At 72.0% G+C, this 13588-nt stretch carries 13 protein-coding genes; all 13 read right to left on the bottom strand.

Annotated elements, in window-relative coordinates:
- Positions 1-231: 231 nt before the first annotated feature.
- Positions 232-675 carry a transcription antitermination factor NusB gene (nusB, locus tag ACH5A8_RS22250; RefSeq protein ID WP_399004469.1) on the bottom strand — a complete coding sequence of 148 codons (444 nt, stop codon included), beginning with the start codon at positions 673-675 and terminating at the stop codon, positions 232-234.
- A gap of 2 nt (positions 676-677) precedes the next feature.
- Positions 678-1244: an elongation factor P gene (efp, locus tag ACH5A8_RS22245; RefSeq protein WP_037742222.1), complete on the bottom strand. Its 567-nt coding sequence runs from the start codon at positions 1242-1244 to the stop codon at positions 678-680.
- 99 nt (positions 1245-1343) lie between these two features.
- The gene (locus ACH5A8_RS22240; protein WP_399004467.1) at positions 1344-2450 is read right to left on the bottom strand and encodes an aminopeptidase P family protein; all 1107 of its coding nucleotides are present in this window, start codon (positions 2448-2450) and stop codon (positions 1344-1346) included.
- A 234-nt stretch (positions 2451-2684) separates the two neighbouring features.
- Complete coding sequence (locus tag ACH5A8_RS22235; protein ID WP_399004465.1) at positions 2685-3737, bottom strand: Pro-rich N-terminal domain-containing protein; 1053 nt, start codon at positions 3735-3737, stop codon at positions 2685-2687.
- A gap of 164 nt (positions 3738-3901) precedes the next feature.
- A complete protein-coding gene (gene aroB / locus ACH5A8_RS22230; protein ID WP_399004463.1) occupies positions 3902-4993 on the bottom strand; it encodes a 3-dehydroquinate synthase in 1092 nt (363 codons plus the stop codon).
- Entirely contained in the window at positions 4990-5472 is a 483-nt protein-coding gene (locus ACH5A8_RS22225; RefSeq protein WP_399004636.1) for a shikimate kinase, read from the bottom strand. The genes aroB and ACH5A8_RS22225 overlap by 4 nt, the downstream gene beginning before the upstream one ends.
- 32 nt (positions 5473-5504) lie before the next feature.
- Positions 5505-6689 (bottom strand): chorismate synthase, encoded by a 1185-nt coding sequence (aroC, locus tag ACH5A8_RS22220; protein ID WP_399004461.1) that lies wholly within the window; start codon positions 6687-6689, stop codon positions 5505-5507.
- A gap of 147 nt (positions 6690-6836) precedes the next feature.
- Positions 6837-7676: a shikimate dehydrogenase gene (locus ACH5A8_RS22215; protein WP_399004459.1), complete on the bottom strand. Its 840-nt coding sequence runs from the start codon at positions 7674-7676 to the stop codon at positions 6837-6839.
- A complete protein-coding gene (gene mltG, locus ACH5A8_RS22210; protein WP_399004457.1) occupies positions 7657-9426 on the bottom strand; it encodes an endolytic transglycosylase MltG in 1770 nt (589 codons plus the stop codon). Before mltG ends, ACH5A8_RS22215 begins: the two co-directional genes overlap by 20 nt.
- Positions 9427-9546: 120 nt before the next feature.
- Entirely contained in the window at positions 9547-10011 is a 465-nt protein-coding gene (ruvX, locus tag ACH5A8_RS22205) for a Holliday junction resolvase RuvX (protein WP_399004455.1), read from the bottom strand.
- 35 nt (positions 10012-10046) lie between these two features.
- Positions 10047-12719, bottom strand: a complete 2673-nt coding sequence (gene alaS / locus ACH5A8_RS22200; protein WP_399004453.1) for an alanine--tRNA ligase — start codon at positions 12717-12719, stop codon at positions 10047-10049.
- A complete protein-coding gene (locus ACH5A8_RS22195) occupies positions 12719-13078 on the bottom strand; it encodes a hypothetical protein (RefSeq protein ID WP_399004451.1) in 360 nt (119 codons plus the stop codon). The genes alaS and ACH5A8_RS22195 overlap by 1 nt, the downstream gene beginning before the upstream one ends.
- A 9-nt stretch (positions 13079-13087) precedes the next feature.
- A complete protein-coding gene (locus ACH5A8_RS22190) occupies positions 13088-13537 on the bottom strand; it encodes a DUF948 domain-containing protein (RefSeq protein WP_399004450.1) in 450 nt (149 codons plus the stop codon).
- Positions 13538-13588 lie beyond the last annotated feature (51 nt).

The following is a 13588-nucleotide window of genomic DNA, read 5'->3' as shown; positions in this document are numbered from 1 at the left end:
CCCCGGGGGGGGCCCCCCCCCTGGGTGGGCTCCCCCCCCCCGGTGGCCCCGCACAGGGCCACACAAGCCATCACCGGGCCCGGGGGGGGCCCCCCCCCCCCGGGGGCCCCCCCCCCCCGGCGGCTTTCTGCGGGCCTGGACGGGCCTCGGGGCACAGGGAGACGGACCGTACGCCGAAGGGCCCGCAGCGGACGCTGCGGGCCCTTCGGCGTGTGCGTGCCTGGTCGCCTGTCAGGCCTCGGTGCTCGTGTCGCGGCGCAGCGAGGGCTTGAGGTCCTTCAGCCGGCCCAGCAGGCCGTTGACGAACGAGGGCGACTCGTCCGTGGAGAACTCCTTCGCCAGCTGCACCATCTCGTCCAGCACGACGGCGTCCGGGGTCTCGTCGACCCAGATCAGCTCGTAGGCGCCGAGCCGCAGGATGTTGCGGTCGACCACCGGCATGCGGTCCAGCGTCCAGCCGACCGCGTACTGCGCGATCAGCTCGTCGATCCGGGTCGCGTGCTCGGCGTAGCCCTCGACCAGCTGCATGGTGTACTCGCTGACCGGCGGCTGCCGGGTGTCGGACCGGGACAGCCGGACCCAGTCCGCGAGGACCGTGAGGACTCCGACGCCACGCTGGTCGCCCTCGAAGAGGATCTGGAAGGCGCGCTTGCGGGCCGTGTTGCGGGCAGCCACGGTTAGCTGTTCACCCGGCCGAGGTAGTCGCTCGTGCGGGTGTCGACCTTGATCTTCTCACCGGTGGTGATGAAGAGCGGGACCTGGATCTGGTGGCCGGTCTCCAGCGTGGCGGGCTTGGTGCCGCCGGTGGAGCGGTCGCCCTGGACGCCGGGCTCGGTCTCCTGGACGACCAGCTCGACGGCGGCGGGCAGCTCGACGAAGAGCACCTCGCCCTCGTGCTGGGCGACGGTGGCGGTGAAGCCCTCGATCAGGAAGTTGGCGGCGTCGCCGACGGCCTTGCGGTCGACCATCAGCTGGTCGTAGGTCTCCATGTCCATGAAGACGAAGTACTCGCCGTCCATGTACGAGAACTGCATGTCGCGCTTGTCGACGGTGGCCGTCTCGACCTTGACACCGGCGTTGAAGGTCTTGTCGACGACCTTGCCGGAGAGCACGTTCTTGAGCTTGGTGCGCACGAAGGCCGGGCCCTTGCCGGGCTTGACGTGCTGGAACTCGACGACGGACCAGAGCTGGCCGCCTTCGAGCTTGAGCACCAGGCCGTTCTTGAGGTCGTTCGTGGAAGCCACGGTTGCGGAATCTCCTGGACTGACGTGGACGACCCCGGGACACGCGCCGGGCGGCTCCAGGGCAGGGCGGGTGGACGTGCCTGCACTTCCCTGGGGTCGCTACAGCGCGAGCAGCTCCTTGGTCGTGATGGTGAGTAGCTCGGGTCCGCCGTCCGCCTCGGGGCGTACGACGAGCGTGTCATCGATCCGGACACCGCCCCGGCCCGGGAGGTGAACCCCCGGTTCGACGGTGACCGGCACGCAAGCGTCCAGTTTACCCATGGCCGCGGGGGCCAGCTGCGGGTCCTCGTCGATTTCGAGTCCGACGCCGTGCCCGGTGAGCGACTGCAGGCCCTCCGCGTAGCCGGCCGAGTCCAGGACCTGCCGTGCGGCGCGGTCCACGTCGCGGTACGCGGCGCCGGGCGTCAGCGCCTCGCGGCCGGCCCGCTGGGCGGCGAAGACCAGCTCGTAGAGCTGGATCTGCCAGTCCGCCGGGGACGTGCCGATCACGAACGTACGGCCGATCTCGCAGCGGTAGCCGCGGTAGGCGGCGCCCAGGCACACGGAGAGGAAGTCGCCCTCCTCCACGCGGCGGTCGGTGGGGCGGTGGCCGCGGCGGCCGGAGTTCGGTCCGGTGGCGACCGAGGTCGGGAAGGCGGGGCCGTCGGCGCCGTGGTCGACGAGGCGGCGTTCCAGTTCCAGGGCCAGGTGCCGCTCGGTGCGGCCGACCAGGATCGACTCCAGGAGTTCGCCGAGGGCCTGGTCGGCGATCTCGGCGCCGATCCTCAGACAGGAGATCTCCTCCTCGTCCTTGACGACCCTGAGCTGCTCGACCGCGCTGCCGAGGTCGGTCAGGCGCAGCCGGGGCGTCACCGAGGACAGGGCACGGTGGCGGGCCACGGTGAGGTGGTGTTCCTCCACGGCCAGGGAGTCGGCGTCCTGGGCCTGGGCGAGGCCCGCGGCGGCGACGGCCGGGTCGCCGCCGGGCTGGGGCAGGATCTGCACCCTCAGGTTGTCGTCGGGGCGCCCTTCGCAGGGCCGGTCGTCCGGTGGGCTCTGGCACACCAGCAGGTCCTCGCGCTTTCCGAGGAGCAGGACGGCACCGTGCGGGGCCGCGCCCGCGAGGTACCGCACATTGGCGGGACGAGTCACCAGCGCCGCCGCGCTGCCGCCCGCGTTGCAGCGCTCCCGTAGCCGGGTTCGGCGGGCCGCGTACACCTCTGACATGAACCGAGCGTAAGAGGGGTGGCCGGAAATCGCCGGTCGGGAGGGGCCGAGTGGGTTGGCCCGCGGCCGTCGGGCGAGGTTCGTGCCCGGTGGGTGCGGTGCGGTGCGCGCCGCGCGGGGGCGACTGGGTGGGCGCGCCGCGCGAGGGCCGGTGCGGATCGGGCGGGTCCGCCGGGTGGGCAGTGGTGCGCCGGGAAGCGAAGGCGGCCGGCGCGCGTGCCCGAGATCACGTGGTCACCAGGTCGGGGGGCTGGTCAGGGCCCTGGTGAGGACTTCGTCGAGGACCTGGGCGGTGGCCGGTATGTCCAGTTGGGAGTTGTCGATGATGGGGAGGCCGGAGCCGTACCAGCCGGCCATGCGGCCGTGGATGCGGGCGACCTCCTCGTCGGTGAGCCGGCGGTTGCCCGAGCGCTCGGCGTTGCGCTCCAGGACGACGTCCAGGCCGGGCAGGAGGACGACCGGCAGCAGGCCGGGTCCCACATGGCGTTTCCAGCCACCGAGGCCGACGACCGGGCGGTCGGGGAAGACGGCGTCGTCCAGGATGCACGAGATGCCGTTGGCGAGGAAGTTGCGCGCGGCGAAGCCGCAGGTGCGGCGGGCGAGGCGGTACTGCGCCTCGGAGTTGTCGTTCCACCCCGACTGCGGGTTGGCGAAACCGGAGCGGACCCACTCGCGGACGTCGTCCAGGCTGATGTGCGCGGTGGGCACCCGGCGGCGCTCGGCCCAGTGCTTGGCCACGCTCGTCTTGCCGGCGCCGGCCGGGCCGATCAGCAGCACCGCGAGGGTGGTGGTCGTCGGGTCGGGGGCCGCCTGGGCGGGCGGGAAACTGGGCATCGCGACCGGCCCGCCGGGCGGCAGCCGGACGTGTCCGGTGGCGTCCGGCGCGGGGGGCGCCGGCGTCGCGGCGGGCTGCGCCGGGGGCGCCGACGGCTGCTGCGGCGGCGAGGGCCGCGCGCCGGGATACCCCGGCGCGGGCTGCGCCGGAGCATGCGGCGACGGGGACTGCGCGCCGGGACGGCCCGGAGCGGGGGGCGGCACGGACTGCGCGCCGAGGCCCGGCTGCGGCTGCGCGCCCGGGTGGTGTCCCGGGGCGGGCGGCTGGTGCGGTGCCGGGGGCTGCGCTCCGGGACGGCCCGCGGCGGGCGGGGGCGGTGGAACGGGGCCGGAGCCCTGGTGCGGGCCCGGGTGGTAGGGACCCGGGTGATGTGCGGCCTGCGACCAGCCGGCGGCCGGTCCGTGCCCCGGCTGGTGGGGCGGCGGCAGCGGAGAACCCACTGCGTGCTGCATCCGGTGCCACTCCGTCTCGTACAAGGCAATGGGCGCTGGCGGCGGGCCCGAACCCCGCTCTGCACCGAACGGTACCGTCCCCGGCCGCCATGTGGTGAACGGCCGGGGACGGCGCGAAGTGCCCGCGCCGCGAGGCGAATCGGACGGATGGCGCTCCGCGGGACCTACTGCCCCACTTCGCCGTAGGCGGCGAGGAGCACGGCCGGGTCCGGGCCCTCCAGGACGGTGGGCTTGGCGAGGCCGTCGAGGACGATGAAGCGCAGCAGGTTGCCGCGTGACTTCTTGTCGACCTTCATGTTCTCCAGCAGCTTGGGCCACTGGTCGTAGCGGTAGTGCAGGGGCAGGCCCACCGACTTAAGGACGGTGCGGTGGCGGTCGGCCGTCGCGTCGTCCAGCCGGCCCGCGAGACGGCCGAGTTCGGCGGCGAAGTGCATGCCGACCGCGACGGCCGCGCCGTGCCGCCACTTGTAGCGCTCGTTCTTCTCGATGGCGTGGCCCAGCGTGTGACCGTAGTTCAGGATCTCCCGCAGGCCCGACTCCTTCAGGTCGGCGGAGACGACCTCGGCCTTGACCCGGATGGACCGCTCGATGAGTTCGGCGGTGTGCGGGCCGGCCGGGGTGCGGGCGGCCTCGGGGTCGGACTCGACGAGGTCGAGGATCACCGGGTCGGCGATGAAGCCGGCCTTGATGACCTCCGCGAGCCCGGAGACGTAGTCGTTGACCGGGAGGGAGTCGAGGGCGGCCAGGTCGCACAGGACGCCCGCGGGCGGGTGGAAGGCGCCCACGAGGTTCTTGCCCTCGGCGGTGTTGATGCCGGTCTTGCCGCCGACGGCCGCGTCCACCATGGCCAGCACCGTGGTCGGGACGGCCACCCAGCGCACGCCGCGCAGCCAGGTCGCGGCCACGAAGCCTGCGAGGTCCGTGGTCGCGCCGCCGCCCACGCCGACGATGACGTCGGAGCGGGTGAAACCGGACTGGCCGAGCGCCTTCCAGCAGTAGGCGGCGACCTCGGCGGTCTTGGCCTCCTCCGCGTTGGGCACCTGGATGGCGACGGCCTCGAAGCCCTGCTCGGCCAGGTCCGCGCGCAGCGCGTCACCGGTCTCGGCGAGCGCCTCCGGGTGGATCACCGCGACCCGCTGGGCCTTCTCGCCGACCAACCCGGCCAGTTCGCCGAGCAGTTGACGGCCCACCAGGACGTCGTAGGGCTCGCTGCCGGCGGTGCCGCCGACAGGGATCCGCGTCACTGCCTCGCTCATGCTTCTTTCCACTCCACTGCGTCGAGGACGGCCCCGGCGACTTCCTCGGGGCTGCGTCCGTCGGTGGCCACCACGGCGGTGGCGACCTCCTCGTACAGGTGCCGCCGCGCCTCCATCAGTTCGCGCCACTGCTTGCGCGGGTTGACCGCGAGCAGCGGGCGGGCCACGTTCAGCCCCGTGCGCTTCACGGCCTCCTCGACGTCCATCGACAGATAGACCACGGGCAGGCCGGCGAGGAGCGCGCGGGTGTCCGGGTCGAGGATCGCGCCGCCGCCGAGCGCGAGGACGCCCTCGTGCTCGGCGACCGCCCGCCGCACCGCCCGCTTCTCGACGGCGCGGAAGGCCGGCTCGCCGTCCTCCACGAAGATGTCCGCGATGGCGCGGCCCTGCTCGGCGACGATGTCGTCGTCGGTGTCCCGGTAGCCGGCCTGAAGGCGTTCGGCCAGCAGGCGGCCGACGGTGGACTTGCCCACGCCCATCGGCCCGACCAGCACGACGAGGGGCGAGCCGGTCACCGGATCGCCAGGTGGTCGAGGTAGGAGCGGACGTTGCGGCGGGTCTCGGCCACGCTGTCGCCGCCGAACTTCTCGGCGAGAGCGTCGGCGAGGACGAGGGCGACCATGGCCTCGGCGACGATGCCGGCCGCGGGGACCGCGCACACGTCGGAACGCTGGTGGTGGGCCTGCGTGGCCTCGCCGGTGGACACGTCCACCGTCTGCAGGGCGCGCGGCACGGTCGCGATCGGCTTCATCGCCGCCCGCACCCGCAGCAGCTCGCCCGTGCTCAGTCCGCCCTCGGTGCCGCCGGAGCGGCCCGTGGCCCGCTTGATGCCCTCGTCGGTGGCGAGGATCTCGTCGTGGGCCTGCGAGCCGGGCACGCGGGCCAGGTCGAAGCCGTCGCCGACCTCGACGCCCTTGATGGCCTGGATGCCCATGAGGGCGGCCGCCAGGCGCGCGTCCAGGCGCCGGTCCCAGTGCACGTGGGAGCCCAGGCCCACCGGCACGCCGTAGGCCAGCACCTCGACGACGCCGCCGAGGGTGTCACCGTCCTTGTGGGCCTGGTCGATCTCGGCGACCATCGCCTCGGAGGCGTCCGCGTCCAGGCAGCGCACCGGGTCGGCGTCCAGCTTGTCGACGTCCGCCGGGGTCGGGTACACGCCGTAGGGCGCCTTCGCCGCCGCGAGCTCGACGACATGGCTGACGATCTCGATGCCGGCGGTCTCCTTCAGGTACGACCGCGCCACGGCGCCCAGCGCCACGCGCGCCGCGGTCTCGCGCGCGGAGGCCCGCTCCAGGATCGGCCGGGCCTCGTCGAAGCCGTACTTCTGCATGCCGGCCAGGTCGGCGTGGCCGGGGCGGGGCCGGGTCAGCGGCGCGTTGCGCGCCAGCTCGGCGAGCTTGGCCGGGTCGACCGGGTCGGCCGCCATGACCTGCTCCCACTTCGGCCATTCGGTGTTGCCCACCATGACCGCCACCGGGGAGCCGAGGGTGAGGCCGTGCCGGACACCGCCGAGGAAGGTGACCTCGTCACGCTCGAACTTCATCCGCGCGCCGCGGCCGTAGCCGAGCCGCCGCCGGGCGAGGTGGTCCGCCACCATCTCCGTGGTGATCGGCACGCCGGCGGGAAGACCCTCCAGCGTGGCGACGAGTGCGGGTCCGTGCGACTCCCCCGCGGTCAGCCAACGCAACCTGCTCAACGGTGCTCCTCACAATCGCGCCTGGAACTGCGGTGGCGCGACCGGGTGCGCGGCCCTGGCCCGCCACCTCCGATCCTCCCACGTCCGGCAACCGGATCCGGCCGCCGGTCCAGCAGGCGGACGCGCGGTGGACGGTCCCGGGGGAGGTCAGCGCTCCGCGAGCGCCCTCTCCCCCGCCCTGCGCATGGCCTCCAGCGGGGCCGGTGCGCGGCCCGTCATCTGCTCGACCTGGAGGACGGCCTGGTGGACCAGGAGGTCCAGGCCGCTGACGACGGCGCCGCCGGCCAGGGACCAGCGGGCCGCGAGAGCGGTGGGCCAGGGGTCGTAGAGCACGTCGAAGAGGGTGGCGGGCCGCTCGGGCACCGCCGTGGCGAGGAAGTCGGTGGTGCCGGCGGGCGTGGTGGCGAACACCAGCGGGGCCCGCAGGGCCTGCTCGGCGTCGGCCCAGTCGGCGGTGCGGACCTCCACGTCGAGCCGCTCGCCCCACTGGCGCATCTCGGCGGCGCGCTCCCGGCTGCGGACGTAGACGACGACCTCGCCGGAGCAGACGCGGGCGAGCGCCGCGAGCGCGGAGGAGGCGGTGGCGCCGGCGCCGAGGACGGCCGCCGAGTCGACCTGTTCGATGCCGTGCTCGCGCAGGGCGGCGATCATGCCGGGGATGTCCGTGTTGTCGCCGGTACGGCGGCCGTCGTCGGTGAGGACGACCGTGTTGACCGCCTCGACGGAGGCGGCCGTGTCGCTGATCCCGTCGAGTAGGGGGATCACCGCCCGCTTCAGCGGCATGGTCAGCGACAGTCCCGCCCATTCGGGACCGAGGTTCCCGAAGAAGCCGGGCAGTGCGGCCTCGTCGACCTCGAACCGGTCGTACGTCCAGTCGGTGAGCCCCAGCTCCCGGTAGGCCGCGCGGTGCAGCACCGGGGAGAGGGAGTGGGCGATGGGCGAACCGAGCACGGCGGCCCGGCGGGCGTCACTGGCCCGAGCTGGCATCGAACTTGTCCTTGAGCTTGGTGAAGTCGGCCAGGTTCTTGGCGAACTCGGTCTTGTTCATACCGTCGGTCGCCACGAAGTAGAGCCAGCCCTCGTCGGTCGGGTTCATCGCCGCCTTCAGGGCGTCGTCGCCGGGGTTGCCGATCGGTCCGGGCGGAAGTCCCTTGTGGTAATAGGTGTTGTACGGGTTCGGGTTGCTGTTGACTTCCTTCGTACTGATGTGGATCTTGCTCTGCCCCATCAGGTAGTTGAAGGTCGAGTCGAACTGGAGCTTCTGGTTGGTCTCGGTGTTCGTCGGCTTGAGGCGGTTGTAGATCACCTCGGCCATCGCGCGGAAGTCGTCGTGCGTCTTGCCCTCGGCCTGCACGAGGCTCGCGACCGTGACGAACTCCAGCGGGTCGGCGAGACCGAATTCCTTCGCCTTGGCCGTGACGTCGTAGTTCCCGTAGGCCTCGCCGGCCCGCTTGACCATTGCCTTCAGGATCGCGTCGGGCTTCATGCCCTTGGCCGCCGGATAGGTGCCCGGGTAGAGGAATCCCTCCAGCGGGTCCATGATCTGGCCGTGGCTGTTCGCCCAGGACGGCAGGCCGAGGGTCTTGTACTGCTTGGCCGCGATGTTCTTGGTCGTCCCCGCGGACAGGTCGAGCTGCTTGTCGATCGCCTTGTAGACCTCGACGTTGCGCTCCCCCGGCTTCACCAGGACGTTGCTCTGGCTGGCGGGGTCGAGCATCATCGCGACGGCGCTCGCCGCCGACATCTCCTTCTTCAGCAGATAGGCGCCCGCCTGGATCTGCTTCCCCTTGGGATTCTGCGACTGGGCGGCGACGAACGCGTCGACGCTCTTGACGACGCCCGCCTTCTTCAGCGCGCGGCCGATGTCATAGCCGCCGGCGCCCTGGTCGATCTGGACGGTGACGGTCTCGCTGGTGCCGTTGCCCGCGTAGTCCGGGGCCGCGCCGAAACGATTTTGGTAGAACTGGTAGCCGTAGTAGCCGACGCCCGCCGCGCCACCGCCGAACACCAGTACGACGACCAGGCAGGCGCAGCCGTTGCGGCGCTTCTTGCCGCCCTTGTTCTTGCCGCCCCGCCCTTTGCGGTCGGCGCGCCCCCGGCGAGCGCCCGGCTCGTCGGCGTCGGGCGCGTCGTCGTCCCCGTCGTCGTCGCCGCCCGCGAAGAAGGCGTGTTCCTCGTCCTCGTCCGGGCCCGTCTCCGGGTCCCCGTCCGGCCGCGGCTCGGGTTCCGCGGTCCTGCGGTGGGGAGGCTCCGGCGGGGGGTATGCCTCGGGGGTGCTGTACAGGTCGGGCTGCTCGGCGCCGTAGGCCAGTGCCTGCTGTCCGTACGGATCCGCCGGGCCGGTGACGTACTGCTGGTGCTGCGGCTGAGGGTGCTGCGGCTGCTGCTGTCCCGGGGCGCCGTCCCAGCCGCCCTGCTGCTGGTGCTGGTCCTGGAGGTGGGCGCCGTACTGCTGGTCGTACGGGTGCTGCTGGTCGTACCCGGGCTGCTGGTCGTACTGGTGGTGGCCGCCCTGCTCGTCGTGGTGCGGGTACTGGGCGCCGTAGCCGGGCTGCCGGCCATGGTCCCACTCGCCGTACTGCTGCTGGTGCGGCTGCTGCGGGTGGTGCTGCGGCAGGCCGCCGTAAGGGGACTGCGGGCTCGTCTGGCCCTGCTGTCCTCCCCATCCGCCGTCCCCGTACAACGGGTCCTCGGGATGCCACGGTTCGGGACCTGGGCCCCGGCCATACTCAGTCATCGATCCCCTAGAGCCGCGAGGCAGCGGTCACGCGGCGTATCGCCCGGCACCGTCTCGCCTCTTGCTGTGCGCCGGCTGTTCGAACACCGGCGCATCGCGCGGAACGTTACCGTATCGCGATCAGATGACCACTTCGACGCCCTCGCCGGGCGGCTCGCCTGACACCCGTTCGGATTCCAGGGCCTGCTGCAGGATGATGACGGCCGCGGCCTGGTCGATCACGGAGCGTCCCTTCTTGGACTTCACTCCGGAGGCCCGCAGCCCCTGACTGGCCGTCACCGTGGTCATCCGCTCGTCCACCAGGCGGACCGGCACCGGGGCGACGCCCTTGGCCAGCTCCCCCGCGAACGCGCGGACCTTGACGGCGGCCGGGCCCTCGCCCCCCTTGAGGGAACGAGGGAGACCGACGACGACCTCGATCGGCTCGTACTCCTCGACGAGCTGCCCGAGGCGGCGGTGCGCCGCCTGGACGTCCCGGCCGGGGACGGTCTCGACCGGGGTGGCGAGGATCCCGTCGGGGTCGCACGAGGCGACCCCGATCCGGGCGTCCCCGACGTCGATCGCGAGCCGACGTCCTCTGCGCATCTTCTCGACCGTTTCTTACTCGCTCGCCGCTCGTCCTACTTGGCGGTCTCGGCGACCAGGCGCTCGACGGCGTCGACCGCGTCGCCGACGGCGGCCGGGTTCTGACCGCCGCCCTGGGCGACGTCCGGCTTGCCGCCACCGCCGCCGCCGAGGGTCTTGGCGGCGGTGCGGACCAGGTCGCCGGCCTTCAGGCCGCGCTCGCGGGCGGCCTCGTTGGTGGCGATGACCGTGAGCGGCTTGCCGTTGTTCACCGTGAACAGGGCGACCACGGCGGCCCGGCCGCCCTGGATGCGGCCGCGCACGTCCAGGACCAGCTTGCGCAGGTCGTCCGGGGTCGTGCCGTCCGGGACCCGGCCGGTGACGACGGCCACGCCCCGCACGTCCTTGGCGGACTCGGCGAGACCGGCGGCGGCCTGGAGCACCTTCTCGGCGCGGAACCTCTCGATCTCCTTCTCGGCGTCCTTCAGCTTGCCGAGCATGGCGGAGACCTTCTCCGGGAGCTCCTCAGCGCGGCCCTTGACCAGCTCCTGGAGCTGGGCGACGACCGTGTGCTCACGGGCGAGGAAGTTGTAGGCGTCCACGCCGACCAGGGCCTCGATACGGCGTACGCCCGAGCCGATCGACGACTCGCCGAGCAGCTTCACCAGGCCCAGCTGGGCGGTGTTGTGCACGTGGGTGCCGCCGCACAGCTCCTTGGAGAAGTCGCCGATGGTGACGACCCGGACCCGCTCGCCGTACTTCTCGCCGAACTCGGCGATGGCGCCCTGCTTCTTGGCGTCGTCGATGCCCATGACCTCGGCGCGCACGTCCAGGTCGCGGGCGAGCACCTCGTTGATCTTCTGCTCGACGTCGGTCATCACGGCCGTCGGCACGGCGGCCGGGGAGCCGAAGTCGAAGCGGAAACGGCCGGGCTGGTTCTCGGAACCGGCCTGGGCGGCCGTCGGGCCGAGGGCGTCGCGCAGCGCCTGGTGGGTGAGGTGGGTGGCCGAGTGGGCGCGGGCGATGGCCTTGCGGCGGCGGGAGTCGATCGCGGCGTGGGCCTTGGCTCCGACGGTGACCTCGCCGAACTGCACGACGCCCTTGTGGACGTAGACGCCCGGGACCGGCTTCTGGCAGTCGCGGATCTCGATGACGGCGCCGGAGTCGACCTTGATGCGGCCGGTGTCGCCGATCTGGCCGCCGCCCTCGGCGTAGAACGGGGTGCGGTCGAGGACGACCTCGACCTCGTCGCCCTCGGTGGCGGCCGGGGAGGACACGCCGTCGACGAGGAGGCCGACGATCGTGGACTCCCCCTCGGTGTCGCTGTAGCCGATGAAGTCGGTCTCGCCGGCGGTGTCGGCGATCTCACGGTAGGCGCCCATGTCGGCGTGCCCGGTCTTCTTGGCCTGGGCGTCGGCCTTGGCGCGCTCCCGCTGCTCCTTCATCAGGCGGCGGAAGCCCTCCTCGTCCACCGAAAGGCCCTGCTCGGCGGCCATCTCCAGGGTGAGGTCGATGGGGAAGCCCCAGGTGTCGTGGAGCAGGAAGGCCTTGTCGCCGGAGAGGACCTTGCCGCCGGACTGCTTGGTCTCGGTGACGGCGGTGTCGAGGATGTTGGTGCCGGCCTTCAGCGTCTTCAGGAAGGCGTTCTCCTCGGCGAGGGCGACCTTCTCGATGCGCTCGCGGTCGGTGACCAGCTCCGGGTACTGCTGCCCCATCATGCCGATGACGACGTCGATAAGGTCCTGGACGACCGGGCCGGTGGCGCCGAGCAGGCGCATGTTGCGGATGGCGCGGCGCATGATGCGGCGCAGCACGTAGCCTCGGCCCTCGTTGCCCGGGGTGACGCCGTCGCCGATCAGCATCACGGAGGTGCGCATGTGGTCGGTGACCACGCGCAGGGAGACGTCCGAGGCGTGGGCGTCGCCGTAGGCCACGCCGGTCAGCTCGGTGGCCTTCTTGATGACGGCCATCGAGGTGTCGATCTCGTACATGTTCTGCACGCCCTGCAGGATCATGGCGAGGCGTTCGAGACCGAGACCGGTGTCGATGTTCTTGCTCGGCAGGTCGCCGAGGATCTCGAAGTTGTCCTTGCCGATGCCCTCGCCACGCTCGTACTGCATGAAGACGAGGTTCCAGATCTCCACGTACCGCTCGTCGTTGACGGCGGGGCCGCCCTCGACGCCGAACTCGGGGCCGCGGTCGTAGTTGATCTCGGAGCAGGGGCCGCACGGGCCGGGCACGCCCATGGACCAGTAGTTGTCCTTCATGCCCAGGCGCTGGATGCGCTCCTTGGGCACGCCGACGACCTCGTGCCAGATGCGCTCGGCCTCGTCGTCGTCCTTGTAGACGGTGATCCACAGGCGCTCGGGGTCGAGGCCGTAACCGCCCTTGTCCTGGGAGCCGGTGAGCAGCTCCCAGGCGAGCTCGATGGCGCCTTCCTTGAAGTAGTCGCCGAAGGAGAAGTTGCCGCACATCTGGAAGAACGTGCCGTGCCGCGTGGTCTTGCCGACCTCTTCGATGTCGGGCGTGCGCACGCACTTCTGCACGCTGGTGGCGCGCGGGAACGGCGGCTTGACCTCGCCCAGGAAGTAGGGCTTGAAGGGCACCATGCCGGCCGGGACGAGGAGCAGAGTCGGGTCGTCCGCGATGAGCGACGCCGAAGGGACGACGGTGTGCCCGCGCTCCTCGAAGAAGCTCAGCCAGCGGCGGCGGATCTCAGCCGACTCCATCAGTGGTCCTCATTCCGGTTGTTCGAGTACGTCGGGTACGGCGAGCCGTCGACGTACTTCGGGCTGTAGTGGTTCTCGATGGCGGCGATCCGCCGGGGCGCGGGGAGTTCGGGATCGGCGGCGGCGTCGATACCGAGTGCCGCGCCGAGTTCGGCCTCCCGCTGGGCCATGTTGTCGCGGACGTCGAGCGCGAAGCCGACCGCGCGGTCCTTGAGCCGGTGACCGGTCTCGAGCGCCTTGTTCGCCGCGGTGACGGCGAGGGACTCGGGGGTCAGCTGCCTCAGCTTGCGGTTGACCTTGGTGGTGGCCCACACACCGGCGGCGACACCGGTGCCGAACCAGAACGTACGGCGGAACATCGCTAGTCCTTACTTCTCCCGGTTGTTCCGCTTCCCCCGCCGCGCGGCCGGGACGGTGCGGCCCACGATCACGGTACGCCTCGACGCCTTGACGGGCACGTCCTCCTTGCGGCCGCCCAGCGCGCGGCGCACGCCGTAGCCGAAGGCCGCGACCTTGACCAGGGGGCCGCCGAAGGTGGAGGCGACGGTCGTCGACAGCGCGGACGCGTTGGACGTGACCTCCTGGACGTCGGAGGCGATCGCGTCGACGCGGTCGATCTGGGTCTGCGCGGAGCGCACCGCCTGGGAGGCGTCCGCCAGCAGCGGAACGGCCTGGTCGGTCACGTCCGCCACGAGCTTGGTGGTCGCCTTGAGCGTCTGGGCCACCCTCGCCAGCGCGACGGCGAGGAAGGAGACCAGGATCGCCCAGAAGACGGCCACCAGGATCCCGGCCACCTCACCACCGGACACTGTGCGCACCCGCTCCCTGAAACGTGCCTGAACATCGAGAAAGTCGTGCCCCGAGCCTAT

Source organism: Streptomyces sp. NPDC018610, assembly GCF_044391765.1.
GTDB lineage: Bacteria > Actinomycetota > Actinomycetes > Streptomycetales > Streptomycetaceae > Streptomyces.
The sequence above is the reverse complement of the archived record's forward strand: the minus strand, read 5'-3'. Positions and strand labels throughout refer to the sequence as shown.

Coding starts and splice junctions, on each gene's coding strand:
- ACH5A8_RS22240 (WP_399004467.1), bottom strand. CDS start 2,450: ATGTCAGAGGTGTACGCGGCCCGCCGAACCCGGCTACGGGAGCGCTGC.
- ACH5A8_RS22235 (WP_399004465.1), bottom strand. CDS start 3,737: ATGCAGCACGCAGTGGGTTCTCCGCTGCCGCCGCCCCACCAGCCGGGG.
- aroB (WP_399004463.1), bottom strand. CDS start 4,993: ATGAGCGAGGCAGTGACGCGGATCCCTGTCGGCGGCACCGCCGGCAGC.
- ACH5A8_RS22225 (WP_399004636.1), bottom strand. CDS start 5,472: ATGGGCGTGGGCAAGTCCACCGTCGGCCGCCTGCTGGCCGAACGCCTT.
- ACH5A8_RS22215 (WP_399004459.1), bottom strand. CDS start 7,676: ATGCCAGCTCGGGCCAGTGACGCCCGCCGGGCCGCCGTGCTCGGTTCG.
- mltG (WP_399004457.1), bottom strand. CDS start 9,426: ATGACTGAGTATGGCCGGGGCCCAGGTCCCGAACCGTGGCATCCCGAG.
- ruvX (WP_399004455.1), bottom strand. CDS start 10,011: ATGCGCAGAGGACGTCGGCTCGCGATCGACGTCGGGGACGCCCGGATC.
- alaS (WP_399004453.1), bottom strand. CDS start 12,719: ATGGAGTCGGCTGAGATCCGCCGCCGCTGGCTGAGCTTCTTCGAGGAG.
- ACH5A8_RS22195 (WP_399004451.1), bottom strand. CDS start 13,078: ATGTTCCGCCGTACGTTCTGGTTCGGCACCGGTGTCGCCGCCGGTGTG.